The sequence below is a fragment of the Deinococcus sp. QL22 genome (genome assembly GCF_023370075.1).
Lineage (GTDB): Bacteria > Deinococcota > Deinococci > Deinococcales > Deinococcaceae > Deinococcus.
In genome coordinates, this window is sequence record NZ_CP097149.1 from 3,189,441 (window position 1) to 3,201,905 (window position 12,465).

Consider the following 12,465-nt stretch of genomic DNA (forward strand, 5'->3'; position numbering starts at 1 on the left):
CTCCAACAGGAGGTAGAGCAGCATGAGGTATTTATGCTTAGCTCCACAGGCGGGCAGCTTGGCACGCTCAGCACGGGTGGTGGGTTTCTTACCGGGAACTCGTTTTGGTGTCCCCTTCATGGGGTACTCCGGAGCGTGTCCCCTCCATGGGGTCGGTGGTGTTGAAACATGGCGGGGGTCACCTCCAGAGGTGAGTAGAGTAGGGGATGGCCAATACGCAGAGAAGTTTGACTTCCGAAGCAACCGAACTTGGATTGGACGGTAACGGCGAACCTGTAAGTGGCTTCAGACAAACGGAGATGGAATTGAGCGGTTTGAGTCTGTTCTTTAAGGCTGCTCTTCAAAGAGCCAGTACCCTTGGGGTGGATGATGTTGGCCTGTACTACGTCGGTGGCGATTTGCTGTTGGCTGGCTGGGTAGGTGATGAGGTGGTTAAATCACCCCCATACAGCACTCTTTCAGATGAAATGGCACGCGAATTCATTCAAGCTGTTCAGGTTGTACACAACCGGGAACGACGCAAGAAATCCGACACCGAATGACCACGCCTGGCTGATATCTCGGCACTAACCCTACGAACGGTTCACGCTGCAGCCCCAGCTCTGGCAAGTACCAGGGCGCAGGGTCGAGTTGCTTCCACTCTTTAGGCGTGGTCTGCAACCGCCGGCGCCGTTCTTCTTTCATCAGCCAGTCACGGCGTTCATCCGGCTGAGACAAGTGTGAGGTGACCTGGGCACGTCGGGCCGCCCGCTTCTGTGCCTTCTTAGACACTGGAGAACTCAGCTGGGATGGGCTGGTCTATCACCTGCAATGTCGTGCGTCCCTCGTGCCCATGCACCTGAATCAGATCATCCACACTCGCGTAGAACCCAGTTGAGAAAGGTGGCACACGCCAGCGCAGCACAGCGGCTCCATCACTGAACACGACACCTTCAGCCACTACCCCGATACCGCTGGAACCGCTGACATCCTGAGTCCTGACCAATTGGAATCGTTGCATCAACATGCGACCTCCAGGGGCAAGAAAAAACCCGCCACAGTCGGCGGGCACAGCTTGAATTGTTTGGGATGAAGGACGTCTAGCCGGCCAAGGTGAGCCGAACGTCCCGATTCGATGGGATGGCATGTTCAAATACGCCATGCCCGTACCCGCCATTCGAATCAAAGACGGCCAGATGTACCGCAGCACCAAGAGCTTTGCGTGGGTGGATTACCCGATGGGCAGCGCATCCCACGAGATCAAGCTCTTAGAAGAAGCGGTCACGAACAACCAAACCGTGGAGATCATCGGGCCAGCGTTCACGATCAACGGCACCGTGACGCTCATCAGCCTGGGCAACGGCGCCAAGTTCCGGGTCGTGCGCTCGGACAGCTGAACGGGCTGCCTAAGCCATCTGCGAATAGAGGCAGGACATGTACAGTTGAAGGACATGGATACAGACTTTGAGATGTCTCTCCAGGATGTTCGGACAAGTCTTGACACCCATCGTCAAACACAATTGGACACCCTCCAAGAGTGGGGCGTTCAGATTAAAGCGTTTGTGCGGATGGCAGCACCTGATGTCCCTGTCTACTTCTTAGAATTGACCTATCAAGGGCGGACTGGAACCACCCTCGAACACGAGAGGATCACTGAGGCCTTGGTGGACGAAGCCGTACTGGTTGCGACAGCTCTTCGGAATCAGACTTCAGGGCAGTAGTCGGAGAGCGTCACACTTTGTGACGCTCTGAATTTGGCAAACCCTCAGGGAGTTGCACCCTGCCTATCCAGATTTGGAGTCCAGACGGTTCCTACGAACAGTGCCCATATGGTGCGCCCGCGGATGCTAAGCACGGCTGAGGCGCAGAAGTCAGGGTAGGGTTCACAGAAAATCCCCCAAGCGAGGCCGCCTTGGGGGATAAAACCCTGAACTTACATTAATAGTAGGTCAATCAACGGATTTCTGCAAGTGGAATAGGTGAATCTCGGCATGAGGATCACGCAATCGCACTGCCAACGTCAGCACAGCCACGGCATATTCCATCGCCCGCTCTTTCGGACTGGCCCACCCCCCGCGCTCATCCACGAGAGTCGCCATGCTTGTGCCTCCACGAATGGCCTTCAGCCGTCTCCCCAGTCGAGCAGCATCCGGCGTCCCTGCATATTCCAGAGTGGTGATGGTGCGGCCTGTTTCGCCCTCCCCAACCTCCCCCATTGGCGTGATCAGCGTGGTAGGAGAAGGCGTGCCACCCTCGCCCAAAGTGCTGATTCCATCGCCACCACTGTTCCGGAAGGCGGCGTAGCTTACGGACATGACCGCCGCTTCACCGAACACCAGCTTCCATGCTCTCAGCGACTGATACCACTGCTCAGCGTAGGCCCGTGCTGCCTGCTGTTTGTTGCGCTCAGAGATGAATTCCCGAACAGCAGGGCCGGGGCCAGCCACCCGAATCACGCGGGCTCTCTTCGCTCCGTTCGTCAAGTGCGCCTCCTGTGGGCGGGAAAGGGTGAGGGTCATCGGTGCTGTGTCCTGTGCAGCCAGCATTTCAATTGCTCGAGAACATGCGGCTTTGATCAAAGTCCAGCCGGGCAAGTCGCCACCCTGCGCTATCCAGGTCAAGTCTTGTGCGGCTTGTAGGATGCCCGTATTTACAGGAGCCATAAGAATTCAGCAACACCTCCTCTGTTTCGCTAGACATAGAGTGAGCGTCAGCGTGAGCAAGGGAGGCTGGAAGTGATCAGTACCCCAAGTGAATGGACCACGATGGCGGCGTTGTCGGCTTTCACCTGGGGTGTCACGGTCTTGGTATCGGTCATCATCGTCATGGTCTCGTTGCTCCGGCCCTCGTATCCAGGGTGGCGCGGTTGGGCGCTGGGCCAGACGGCGCTGGTACTGGGCCTGCTCGTGGGGAGTCTGCGAACCCCAGAGACGCTGCTGGCCTCGGTGGTGATCGGCAACAGTCTGATCCTGGCCGGAGCAACATTGTGCTTGAGCGCCTTTCAGCGCTTCAGTGGGCAGTTCGTCAGGCCCAGCACCCGCCAATGGACCTGGGAGTTGTGCGCCGCCATCATTGTCGCGTTGATCTTGCTGACCACAGTCTGGAACCAGATTGCACTTCGGTTTGTTCTGGTCTCGGGCTACAGCTTGACGCTGCTGGTGATGCTGGTCACCCTGATCGTGAAGCAAATGCGGCGGCACCCAGCCTTGCGGACGGCCTATGGCCTGAACCTCTTGATCTTCCTGGGAGGAAGCCTGCTGGCCTTGCCTCGCTCGCAGATGATGGTCAGCGCCGACGCCCACATGGGCTTTGCGCTGAATGGCCCGAATGTGCTGTTGCACGCCGGTGTCCTGGTGTTGTCGGTGGGGGGCAGTTTCGCCTTCTGGTTGCTGCATGATGACCGGCGCCGCTGGGAGATGCAGCACCTGCATGACGAACTGCTCGTCCACGCCACACTGGATCCCTTGACGATGCTGCTCAATCGGCGGGGACTGGCCCAGGCCTATGACGTCTGGGGAGACCGGGACAAGGCCGCTTCGGCGGTCTTGTTGATGCTGGACATCAATGAGTTCAAAGCCATCAATGATCGACATGGGCATGCGGAGGGCGACCGCTGTCTGGTGCAGTTGGCTGAGACACTGCGAACCATTGCTCAGCCGGGGGATCTGGCCAGTCGGGTGGGCGGGGATGAATTTGCATTGCTGCTCACTGGGCCTGAAGAACAGCGCATACAGCAAATCAAAGCGCTGGAAGTGCACCTGGCCAAAGACCAACAAGGCACGTTGGGCTTCACAGTGAGTTTCGGAAGCACCGAGGTCGTTGCCGGAGAAGACTTGGCGAAAGCCATGAACCGAGCGGATCAGGGGATGTACCGGGCTAAGGCGCGTGGCATGCATGTGCAACAGCCCAGGCAGACCAACAACCCTTAGAGTAGAGTTCAAGGCACACCTCCAAACAGCGTCTCAGTCAATGGCATGATCTGCACGACAACCTGCCCGCCGGGATGCACCGGGGCACGCCGCACGGTCAGCACATCGATCAGCGAGTCATCCGCCCAGACCCCCGCATGAGTCAGGGCATCTTCCAATGCCTTGGGAATATTGCTGAGGTCGCGTTTCCGTAGGTCCGGCGGCGAGACGATCAGCAACAGGGACAGCCGCGCACCAGGCGGGGTTTTGGGCTGCCCATAGTTCTGCACGCACGAGATGACAGCCCTGCGGTAGTTGCGTCCCTCTTCGCTCAGCAAGACTTTGACCCGGTACGGGATGGCCTTCGGATTCTTCGGCGTGAAGCGCACGAGGATCGAACGCCAGATGCTGTTCAGGGACGGCGGGTACGGCAGGGTGAAAATCAGGGTTCCGGGTGGACTCGTTTCGGCTTCCAGCGGCTCAGTAGTCCACTCGGGTTGTTTTTCCTGCGCTGGGCGCGGCTGCACAGGTGGACTAGTTTCGAGTACTGGCTGGGGCGCTTCCACTAGGCCCAACCTCAGCCGGATGCCATCGCGCAAATTGGGCGCGATCCGGCTGAGGTACTGCTCAGCAGCGGCACGGCTGCCAAAAGGATTCACAGGCCCACCGCTTTCGCCCAGTTCGCTGCCGGATGCGCGGCGTCGTAGGTGTTGTGGCAGCGCTGGCTATAAGCATGTAGAATAGGTGTATGCCGCGCATCCTGGTTCAGGACGGACAGCCCATGAGCAAGCGCACTGAATTCAGACGGCGGGCCGCTGCTGGGATGACTCAACCCGTGTTCCGTTACCCCTTCAACGAGCACTTCTTTGACGAACTGGCCGCGCCTGGAGCATGGCTGCTGGGCCTGATCTGGAGTGACGGCAACCTGTCTCGCAACTCGGTAGAAGTCGTCTCCAAGGATCGGGAACTCATGGATGAGGTAGCGGCCCTGATTCAGCAGCCTGGGGGAGTACGCCCTAAGAATGGCGGGCAGGTGTGGCGCGTCGTGTTCAGTTCTCCCCACACCGCTAGCGTGTTGAAGGGGCTGGGGCTGACTCCGCGCAAGAGCCTGATTGTGCCCTGGCCGGAACTGCCTGCGAAGCTGTATGGCCCTTTCGTGCGTGGCCTGATTGACGGTGACGGGAGTGTGCTGCTCAGCCAGCGGCGCACGGGGCAGCAGGTGCCGGACCTCACCGTTTCCATGACGGGAGCGTCCCTGACATTGATGACGGGTCTGCGCGACTGGCTCAGCAGCCAGGGCATCACCTTCAATTGGAATGTGAAGAAAAGCGGCTGGAATGAACAGAACCCGGTCTATAAGATCACTGTGACCGGTCAAGCAAGTCTGCGGGTACTGTACGGATTGCTTTACGATGGCGGGCCTACTCTGTCTCGGAAGCATGACGCTTACCTCCTGTGGATGCAGACTCCACGAGTACGATCTGGGCGGCCTTCGCGGCCTTTGTTGCCCGCCGATTAGCTACCCGATGTTGAGCGTCATACGTGTTGTGACAACGGGTGCACCAAGCCCGTAGGTTCTGAGGGGAACAGTTCTCAGGCACGTGATCCAAGTGGCCTACCGTCAACACCACACGGCTTCTGGTCACAGGGTGCGGTTCACCGTTGGCGGCGCGGCAGTCAGGGTAAGCAGGGCTGCCCTCACAGCGGTTGTTGGCCCGTTGCCGGATGCTGGCAGCGACATCCTTCCAGTCAGTGGGGTAGCGCTTAAGATTCTCTGGCTTGATCGGCATCAGCCCTCACCTGCCTCGGGTGGGGCGAGCTCGGCGTTTACAGAGGGCACAATCATGGACCCATCGGCGGCGTCAAGATGCGCCCATGACCTGCCGCAATGAAATTTTGAAAACCGTCAACGCATTGGTGGATGACCGCACGCCCAAGACGTTTCATATCCGTGAAGTGCTGGCCTCGATGGTGGCCAATCACACCCAGTATTCGATTCCGACGATTCGGACGTACATCAGTTCGCTCATGTGTCAGAACGCTCCCAGGCAACGTCATGGCCAGAGATATAACGACTTTGAAAGGGTGGGCGTTGGCAGGTACCGCTTGCTGTAGCTTCACCCTTTGACCTCTTCGACTAAGTTCATCACGGCGTTCTTCAGAGATGGCTTGGCAGAAAGGTCGGTCAGCGCCTCCCGCAGGTGGCTGTTCAAGTCCAGGGTGGTCGGGTGCCCAACAGCCAACCCATTGACGAAGAACTTGGCTTCGATTTGAAGGGCAGATGCAGTCATAAATCCCACACTTCACAGCATGATTTGACGCTCTGCACTCGTTCAAGAAAGGCGTTAGGCGGCGCGAAACTGAACCCTCTAGGCTCCAGAGAATGAATCTGCTTGCGAAAGGGGTAATGCTCGAAACCTGGGAGGCGCTGCGTCAAAACGGATGTCAATTGAACGTGTTGCCGAGAGTGTGGGAGGCAGGCCAACTGCTTGACCGCTATGAGGTCAGTCAGCATGGGCAGGTGATTGGCCGTGGTTGGGGCAACACCATGAACCGGGCCTTGCTGATGGCCATTCAGGAGGCTTTGGCCTCGTTGAACCTTCAGCCGTCCGGCTTGAATGGGGCACAGAGCGTTGTAGATTCGGTTTGAACCAGTTGGAATCATCCTTTGACCTCTTCCACGAGGTTCAGCACGGCTTTCTTCAGATAAGGGGCCGTGTCGCCGAAAGCCACCGTCGCGTGCGATTCCGAATCGACGATTAACGCCTGCACTTGAGCGTTGCCACTGGTGTCTTTCTTGACCACGATCCGTAGTTCTTGGGTGTCGGTCAACTGCTGCTGGGCATAGTTCAAGCACCAATCCGCCCAGCCCCCTTTGCCGGTGCTGTTGGTCTGCTGAATGCTGGTCTGGATGTGGTTCTCTTGCCGCTTCAGCCGTTCGTAGGTTCCGTTGGTGACGTTCTCGGCCAAGGCCGTTGCCCGCTGCTCACCGGTCAAAGCGTGGAAGGGGACTTCATTGCCCGTATCCGGGTGTGCCACCGTCCCGTGTGCATCGATGGCCGCTGCCACCTCTGCCGCTGCTTTCACTTGACTCGTACTAGGCCGCTCACTACCGGTGGCCGTCTTCAAGTACGTGGCCACAGCCACCTGCAGTTCCGGCTCAAGGGTGGCCACTAGTTTGGCGGCGTCTTTGTACTCGCGGGCTTGCCGTTCGTTCTCCGGGTGTAAACCAATGGTTGTCAACGTCTGGCTGGTTTCTGCTGCGTCCATCAACTGCTGCGCCCGCTGGCGAGACCAACCCCAGACCTGTTCACAATAGTCACCGAAAGTCTTGTGGGCTGCGCGATATAGCCGGGCATCCCGGATGCTCAGTAGAGCTTCTCCAACACTGACAAACCCAGCCCAGCCTTGCCGGACTACAGCTTCCAGCCGCATGAGGGTCTCTTGTTCTTCCGGCGCCAGTGGCGTCACGCCTTGCTCAGTCATCGTCATAGGAATCTCCAACAGGGCGGGCACACAGGCCCGCCCCGGTTCGTTCAGGCGCTGGGTTGTGTGCCGAAGTTGTCGCTGCCGCCAGTCGGGAAGGGCATGTCTTCTTCCACATCCAAATCCGGGCCAAGAGGGATATTCGGGGCAGCCGCTTCAGCAGGTTTAAGCAGCGCTTCCGTGTCTCTGAGCACATCAGCTACGTCCTCTTTGAGCTGTCCTTCTGCCTGCAATTCCGTCCGGATCTGCTCGTCCAACGTGGGCTGATTGCTCACCGTGCATTCCAGGCAGCAACTGGCCATCAGCAGGGCATCCACCCCCAAGCCTGCGTTCTCCAACTCAGAGAACTGCACCCGCAAGTTGACCAGCACGTCTCCAGCCTCATCAATCGTGATGTTGCCGCGCAAGATCACCGGCACGTCGACAGCGGGGAAAGCTTGGCCGTCCATCATGGGGGTCACTTCCAAGCGCAGCTTGCCGCCGTCCTGCGCCGCACCCTTGAGGACAGGCACATGCTCCAGCATGAATCGGCGCTCCGCCCGTACCCCAGAAGAGAACTTGTATTTGGCGTCCAGTACGCGACCCGCGTCGTTATCAGTTTTGATGGTGGCGGTCTTGAAGGTCAGGCCGAAAATTCCGTAGGTTTGCATGGTGGGTCTCCTTATTGATCTCGGCTGAAGTTTACGACGGAAGGTAGCTATGAAGCAGCTGTTTTGGCAGCCGGATATATCGAACGCGCTGCCAACCGACCCGGAGTCGTGCCTTCAACACCTTCAAGGTTTGCGCGCAGAAATTGCCTAAAATATTGCGCTTCACGTAGGCCCAGACGAGTTCAATAGGATTCAGTTCCGGAGCGTATGGCGGCAGATACGACAAGGACAGCCGTGTTTCAGCAGCAACGAAGGCCGTGACGGCCTTCGTTTTATGGATGCTGGCATTGTCCAACACCACCAGGAGATCGCCTGGAATGTGCGTCAAGAGGTGTTGAAAGAAGCGAATTACCTGGGGGCCTGTGAAGGCCCCCTGCTGCGTGTGCTGCAGAAACTGGCCGGCACTGGTGATCGCCCCTAGGGTGGACACCTTGTCCCAACTGGCTTTGGCGAAGACCACCGGAGTCTGCCCACGCAGAGCCCACGTCTGCTTCACGGTGCCTTTCAAACTGAACCCCACTTCGTCGAGAAAGACTAAAGTCGCGCCCGCAGCTACTTTTTTTTCAGTTCCGGAACCGTGGTTTGGATCCAAGTCGCCACGGCTTCTGGGTTCTGTTCCAGAGCGCGTTTATCGGGTTTCTGACGAGAAAAACCTAGCTGGTGCAAGATTCTGCGGACGTGATCGCGATGATGCCAGATGTTGAACTGACGACCGATGACGTCCCTGACCCGGAGCGTCGTCCAACTCACGTCCGGGAAGCCGTGAACCTGCGCCCCTTCGTTGAGGAGGCGCTTCAGCGTCTCCCGTTGCTCTGGGGAGAGCGCCGGCGCTCTCCCCGTAGTGACGGTGGCCTGCAGGGCGTCTGACCCCTGCTGCCGCAGGCGTTGTCTCCAAGTGCGGAGGGTACTCATCGAGACCCCTAGGAACTCAGCCAGCTCTTTGGAACTATGCTGCTGGGTCTCGAGCAGCTGGAGGAAGTGCAGTCGACGTTCTTCAAGTTGAGCTCGCGTAAGGTGCGAGGGTCGCCAATGGTCGGTCACCCACACAATCTATCGTCTTTTACTTCAGCCGAGATCAATAGTGGCGAGCGGAGCAAGAGTGAACGGCGGGGATCCAGACCGTTACGTCACGACCTTTCGGGGAAACGTGGTGGTACAGGCGGGGTTCCGCGCCACATCGGTGGCACGTCGCGGCCTGCATCGTGTTCAGTTCCAACGTCTCCCCTGCTTTCGCGCCCAGTGCCTCGCCAAAGGTCACGGGCCGGTTCATGCGTTCGTTACTGGAGAACACGCGCCACCTCCTGAATTGGGGCCACAAGGACGGGCGTATTCGTGCGGGCTTCGGTCAGCAGCTGCTGGGCGTACCGCTCCACAAACTCTTTTTTCAGGAAGGGGAACTGGCGGGTTTCCATCATCCCAAGCGGTTGGCCGTTGCAGACACTGTTCAGCAGCGTGCGGATCGGGCCGGATTCAGTAGTGGCCTGTTCGCCCCGGTTCACCCGCGTCACCAGGTCATCCCATGCACTCAAGGCCTGCGCCTGGAAGTCACCTGCACCCAAGCCGTAGTCGATCAGCTTCTGCGGGCTGGGCATGAACTGCTCAAACCGGAACGCCGCACGGCACGCTTCAGCAAACTGGTCAGCCGTGAGTTCAGCGGCCAAGATGTCGTGGTAAATCTTGACGGTCTGAGCGTTGTGCTTGCGGTTGAAACGGTCTTCCAGCACTGTCCAGGCGGCGGCAAAGTGTTGATCAGAAAACGGCATGGGTTCCCTCCTGGAGCGCGGCGTAGATATCGCTGGCCCGGTCTGCGGCCTGCTGGTTGGCCTGTTCAGTGCTCTGCGGACGGGGGGTGAACTTCACGACGTGGGCCTTCATGGGTCGGGCTGGAAGTGACCCCCGAAGCGTGGCCCGCCATGCTGGGGCGCGTTCCTCCAGCACTTGAGGCGTCACGGCATCCCGCCAGCTTTCGGTCTGGTGCAGCCACGCCACCAGCGGCGGGATGTCGCTGGCTACGAATTTGGCTTTGTCGAAGCTCTTGGCAGCGCTGGCCAGACGGATACTGGCGCTGTTGGTCAGATCGTCCTGACCCCCGTAGCAAGCCAGCGCAAGGGCGGCAAAGAGTTCCTGGAAGGGCGTGGATTCGCCCGCCGCCCGCCGCGCCGCCGGAACATTTTGCTTGTCGGTGCCGTTGGTCTTCTGGCGTGCCGGGCTTTGAACTTCATCCTGAACAGGAGCAGCAGGATCTTCACCCCACGGCGCAGCGTCTTCCTGCGCCTGTGGTTTTAAATTCTTTTCTTCCTTATATTCCTTTCTTCCTTTCTTCAGGGACTGTTTTTCTTCGTTCTGCACGCCATATTCAGCGTTTTGGGCGGGGTATATTTGCACGGGCGTTGCAGCGGGCTTGCGCGAGGCTTGCACCGGCGTTGCCGCCGCCTTGATCTGGCTGGGGGTCAATCTGCTGTGCGCGTCTACCGAACAGTGCAGCCCATCGACACTCAGGATGTACCCGGCCTCGCGCAATCTGACCAACCCATCTCTCACCGTTCTGGGATCAAGCTCCAGAGCAATCGCCAGTTGCTTGGTGCTGTAACTGTTGGCGCGGTACTGACGGTGGCGGGTGAGCCAGTTCAGCAACTTGGCATCGCTCATCAGCGTCAGGGTGTCGAAGGCTTCGAGCGCCCAATTAGGCATGACGGTGTCTTGACCACGCTTGAGGGCCGTATGCACGCCGGGAATAGGGGCTGTCATTCCGCAGCGACCTTGAATTTGGCGCAGGCTTCGGTGAGGCACTGGGCACGCTCATCCGGATTCATGGCGCTGAAGGTGTCCAACAAATAGGCGGCTTGCTCAGCGGTCAGATTATTGGTGGCAATCGGCGTGGGGCTATTGATCATGTAAGCCCACAGCGCGTACCGCTGCTCACTGCTGGCCGCATCGCTGGCTTTGGCGACAGCTTGCAATTGGCCCCGCTGCTCTGGGGTGAGCATGGCTTCGGCGGGCATGGGGGTGGGTTCAGTCGGCTGTGCCTTGCCGTTGTGCAGCTCCATGCCCAGCGCTTTCAATTGGTCATAGCAAAGGCGGGCGGCGTCCAGATCGGTGCGCCAAGCGTGCGCCTTCTCGATGGCGCTGACGTTCTCTGGTGCGCCCAAATTGCGTACCCTTTCGGCCATCTCTCCGATCTTGATGGCCCATGCTTGCAGGGCGGCTTCTTTGGGATCGGGGGCAGACTGGGGAGCGGGCGCGGGTTTGGTTTCCTGCACAACAGGCTTGGCTTCCTGCACAGCTGCTGGAACGGGGTGGACGTTATCCGCCTGCGCCATCTCCTCATTGGTAAACACGCCCGATAGTTCAGCGGGAAAGGCTTTCCGCAGCGCCAAGCTCTCCGCGCATTTTCCGAGCATGGTGTGGGGCATCCGCGCCCACATGTCCGACACCGTTTTGTTTCCAGTGGATTGCCCGTTCTTCCACTCGTTCTTCGTCTGAACGTACTCACTCCAACGGGCGGTGGCGGGGAACTCTGCGATATGCCCGTGCACGAGGCGGCGTACGATGACCCGTGCCCAGTCCGGGTAGCCGTCAGCATTCTTGGGGCCAAATTCTGGATCGGTGGTGCCGAGGTGAATCCCGGTGCGACTGGCGATCAGGCGGTAACCGTCGATGCCAGTCTGAATAACCATCTTCTCTTCACGGCCTACCTTGCGCTTGATGGCATAGGCCTGTTTCAGCATGGGGTTGAGTCCAGTGGAGCGGCAGACTTCTAGGAACAGTTGCAGTTCCAGGTCAGTGCAGCCCACAGCTACGGTGTTTTTAATCAGGTCAATCTGCTCACGGGTGAAGTCGAAAGCGTGGGCCAATTGTATGTTGTGGGCGGGCTGAATCTGGGAAGCAGTCATGCGCGGCTCGATTTGACGTACCCGTCGTCACCACGCACAGCGCGGCGAGCTTCCATCGCCCGCACAAGCTGGCGAGTCCGGATCACCACACCGGGCGTGTACACACGGCGGTTGCGGGGCGTGACTTCGACTGCAGGCAGGGGGATGTCGCGGGTCTTATCCAGCGCGAGGGCGGCGATCAGGATCAGGCTGATGACCAGCAGGGCGAACATCATGCGCAGGCCTCTTCTTGACGGCTGATGCCGCCGCTGACGACACAGCAGCCCCACATCACACTGAACACGGGAACGATCAACAGGCAGACGATCAGGGCGTTCTTCATGACTTTTCTCCCTCACACACGCACGCGATGAAATTTCCACAGTCGATGCACACGGGGCCGTAACCCGGTTGAACGGGGCGCTCCATGCACTCATCGCAATACAGGTGGTCTGAGCTGATCGGCAATTTGCAGGCGCGGCAGGCACTCATAGGCGCGGTCTGACGGCGCAGCACCGGCAGGCGCAGGTCGTGAATGCCCATCATCCGAACACCGCCCAAACGCTGCTT

The 12,465-nt window shown here is 59.0% G+C and carries 18 protein-coding genes; 6 read left to right on the forward strand and 12 right to left on the reverse strand.

Features of this window, described 5'->3' with window-relative positions:
* Nucleotides 1–206: 206 nt before the first annotated feature.
* Nucleotides 207–542, forward strand: coding sequence for a hypothetical protein (locus tag M1R55_RS15835; RefSeq protein ID WP_249392681.1), 336 nt, complete (start codon nt 207–209; stop codon nt 540–542).
* A gap of 221 nt (nt 543–763) precedes the next feature.
* On the opposite strand, the gene M1R55_RS15840 is transcribed toward M1R55_RS15835, so the two are convergent.
* Nucleotides 764–1,000, reverse strand: coding sequence for a hypothetical protein (locus M1R55_RS15840; protein ID WP_249392682.1), 237 nt, complete (start codon nt 998–1,000; stop codon nt 764–766).
* Between the two features lie 124 nt (nt 1,001–1,124).
* On the opposite strand from M1R55_RS15840, the gene M1R55_RS15845 reads away from it, so the two are divergent.
* Nucleotides 1,125–1,376 (forward strand): hypothetical protein, encoded by a 252-nt coding sequence (locus M1R55_RS15845; protein WP_249392683.1) that lies wholly within the window; start codon nt 1,125–1,127, stop codon nt 1,374–1,376.
* Between the two features lie 552 nt (nt 1,377–1,928).
* Here M1R55_RS15845 and M1R55_RS15850 read toward each other — a convergent pair.
* Nucleotides 1,929–2,462, reverse strand: coding sequence for a hypothetical protein (locus M1R55_RS15850; RefSeq protein ID WP_249392684.1), 534 nt, complete (start codon nt 2,460–2,462; stop codon nt 1,929–1,931).
* A gap of 252 nt (nt 2,463–2,714) precedes the next feature.
* On the opposite strand from M1R55_RS15850, the gene M1R55_RS15855 reads away from it, so the two are divergent.
* Nucleotides 2,715–3,908, forward strand: a complete 1,194-nt coding sequence (locus M1R55_RS15855; protein WP_249392685.1) for a GGDEF domain-containing protein — start codon at nt 2,715–2,717, stop codon at nt 3,906–3,908.
* Nucleotides 3,909–3,916: 8 nt separating this feature from the next.
* On the opposite strand, the gene M1R55_RS15860 is transcribed toward M1R55_RS15855, so the two are convergent.
* The gene (locus M1R55_RS15860; protein WP_249392686.1) at nt 3,917–4,546 is read right to left on the reverse strand and encodes a RusA family crossover junction endodeoxyribonuclease; all 630 of its coding nucleotides are present in this window, start codon (nt 4,544–4,546) and stop codon (nt 3,917–3,919) included.
* An 89-nt stretch (nt 4,547–4,635) separates the two neighbouring features.
* Here M1R55_RS15860 and M1R55_RS15865 point away from each other — a divergent pair, with 89 nt between their 5' ends.
* Nucleotides 4,636–5,406 carry an LAGLIDADG family homing endonuclease gene (locus tag M1R55_RS15865; protein ID WP_249392687.1) on the forward strand — a complete coding sequence of 257 codons (771 nt, stop codon included), beginning with the start codon at nt 4,636–4,638 and terminating at the stop codon, nt 5,404–5,406.
* Between the two features lie 356 nt (nt 5,407–5,762).
* A complete protein-coding gene (locus M1R55_RS15870; protein ID WP_249392688.1) occupies nt 5,763–6,002 on the forward strand; it encodes a hypothetical protein in 240 nt (79 codons plus the stop codon).
* Nucleotides 6,003–6,004: 2 nt separating this feature from the next.
* Here M1R55_RS15870 and M1R55_RS15875 read toward each other — a convergent pair whose 3' ends face one another.
* Nucleotides 6,005–6,178 (reverse strand): hypothetical protein, encoded by a 174-nt coding sequence (locus tag M1R55_RS15875; RefSeq protein ID WP_249392689.1) that lies wholly within the window; start codon nt 6,176–6,178, stop codon nt 6,005–6,007.
* A gap of 92 nt (nt 6,179–6,270) precedes the next feature.
* On the opposite strand from M1R55_RS15875, the gene M1R55_RS15880 reads away from it, so the two are divergent.
* Nucleotides 6,271–6,537, forward strand: a complete 267-nt coding sequence (locus tag M1R55_RS15880; protein WP_249392690.1) for a hypothetical protein — start codon at nt 6,271–6,273, stop codon at nt 6,535–6,537.
* A gap of 11 nt (nt 6,538–6,548) precedes the next feature.
* Here the strand turns inward: M1R55_RS15880 and M1R55_RS15885 are convergent, their stop codons facing one another.
* The 8 genes from M1R55_RS15885 to M1R55_RS15920 form a co-directional block, all read right to left on the reverse strand.
* The gene (locus M1R55_RS15885; protein ID WP_249392691.1) at nt 6,549–7,379 is read right to left on the reverse strand and encodes a hypothetical protein; all 831 of its coding nucleotides are present in this window, start codon (nt 7,377–7,379) and stop codon (nt 6,549–6,551) included.
* Nucleotides 7,380–7,423: 44 nt separating this feature from the next.
* The gene (locus M1R55_RS15890) at nt 7,424–8,023 is read right to left on the reverse strand and encodes a hypothetical protein (protein WP_249392692.1); all 600 of its coding nucleotides are present in this window, start codon (nt 8,021–8,023) and stop codon (nt 7,424–7,426) included.
* Nucleotides 8,024–8,054: 31 nt separating this feature from the next.
* A protein-coding gene (locus M1R55_RS15895) for an IS630 family transposase (RefSeq protein ID WP_249391752.1) occupies nt 8,055–9,064 on the reverse strand; the annotation gives its coding sequence in 2 pieces (ribosomal slippage) (nt 8,055–8,578 and nt 8,578–9,064; 1,011 coding nt in all).
* Nucleotides 9,065–9,098: 34 nt separating this feature from the next.
* Nucleotides 9,099–9,314, reverse strand: a complete 216-nt coding sequence (locus tag M1R55_RS15900; RefSeq protein WP_249392693.1) for a hypothetical protein — start codon at nt 9,312–9,314, stop codon at nt 9,099–9,101.
* A complete protein-coding gene (locus tag M1R55_RS15905; RefSeq protein WP_249392694.1) occupies nt 9,301–9,786 on the reverse strand; it encodes a hypothetical protein in 486 nt (161 codons plus the stop codon). The genes M1R55_RS15900 and M1R55_RS15905 overlap by 14 nt, the downstream gene beginning before the upstream one ends.
* Nucleotides 9,773–10,771, reverse strand: a complete 999-nt coding sequence (locus M1R55_RS15910) for a hypothetical protein (protein WP_249392695.1) — start codon at nt 10,769–10,771, stop codon at nt 9,773–9,775. Before M1R55_RS15910 ends, M1R55_RS15905 begins: the two co-directional genes overlap by 14 nt.
* A complete protein-coding gene (gene bet, locus M1R55_RS15915; RefSeq protein ID WP_249392696.1) occupies nt 10,768–11,916 on the reverse strand; it encodes a phage recombination protein Bet in 1,149 nt (382 codons plus the stop codon). The genes M1R55_RS15910 and bet overlap by 4 nt, the downstream gene beginning before the upstream one ends.
* Nucleotides 11,913–12,131, reverse strand: coding sequence for a hypothetical protein (locus tag M1R55_RS15920; RefSeq protein WP_249392697.1), 219 nt, complete (start codon nt 12,129–12,131; stop codon nt 11,913–11,915). The genes bet and M1R55_RS15920 overlap by 4 nt, the downstream gene beginning before the upstream one ends.
* Nucleotides 12,132–12,465 lie beyond the last annotated feature (334 nt).

Bases quoted from the DNA above. Each gene is read 5' to 3' on its own strand.
- M1R55_RS15835 (WP_249392681.1), top strand. From the start codon at position 207: ATGGCCAATACGCAGAGAAGTTTGACTTCCGAAGCAACCGAACTTGGA.
- M1R55_RS15840 (WP_249392682.1), bottom strand. From the start codon at position 1,000: ATGCAACGATTCCAATTGGTCAGGACTCAGGATGTCAGCGGTTCCAGC.
- M1R55_RS15845 (WP_249392683.1), top strand. From the start codon at position 1,125: ATGTTCAAATACGCCATGCCCGTACCCGCCATTCGAATCAAAGACGGC.
- M1R55_RS15865 (WP_249392687.1), top strand. From the start codon at position 4,636: ATGCCGCGCATCCTGGTTCAGGACGGACAGCCCATGAGCAAGCGCACT.
- M1R55_RS15870 (WP_249392688.1), top strand. From the start codon at position 5,763: ATGACCTGCCGCAATGAAATTTTGAAAACCGTCAACGCATTGGTGGAT.
- M1R55_RS15875 (WP_249392689.1), bottom strand. From the start codon at position 6,178: ATGACTGCATCTGCCCTTCAAATCGAAGCCAAGTTCTTCGTCAATGGG.
- M1R55_RS15880 (WP_249392690.1), top strand. From the start codon at position 6,271: ATGAATCTGCTTGCGAAAGGGGTAATGCTCGAAACCTGGGAGGCGCTG.
- M1R55_RS15885 (WP_249392691.1), bottom strand. From the start codon at position 7,379: ATGACGATGACTGAGCAAGGCGTGACGCCACTGGCGCCGGAAGAACAA.
- M1R55_RS15890 (WP_249392692.1), bottom strand. From the start codon at position 8,023: ATGCAAACCTACGGAATTTTCGGCCTGACCTTCAAGACCGCCACCATC.
- M1R55_RS15905 (WP_249392694.1), bottom strand. From the start codon at position 9,786: ATGCCGTTTTCTGATCAACACTTTGCCGCCGCCTGGACAGTGCTGGAA.
- M1R55_RS15910 (WP_249392695.1), bottom strand. From the start codon at position 10,771: ATGACAGCCCCTATTCCCGGCGTGCATACGGCCCTCAAGCGTGGTCAA.
- bet (WP_249392696.1), bottom strand. From the start codon at position 11,916: ATGACTGCTTCCCAGATTCAGCCCGCCCACAACATACAATTGGCCCAC.
- M1R55_RS15920 (WP_249392697.1), bottom strand. From the start codon at position 12,131: ATGATGTTCGCCCTGCTGGTCATCAGCCTGATCCTGATCGCCGCCCTC.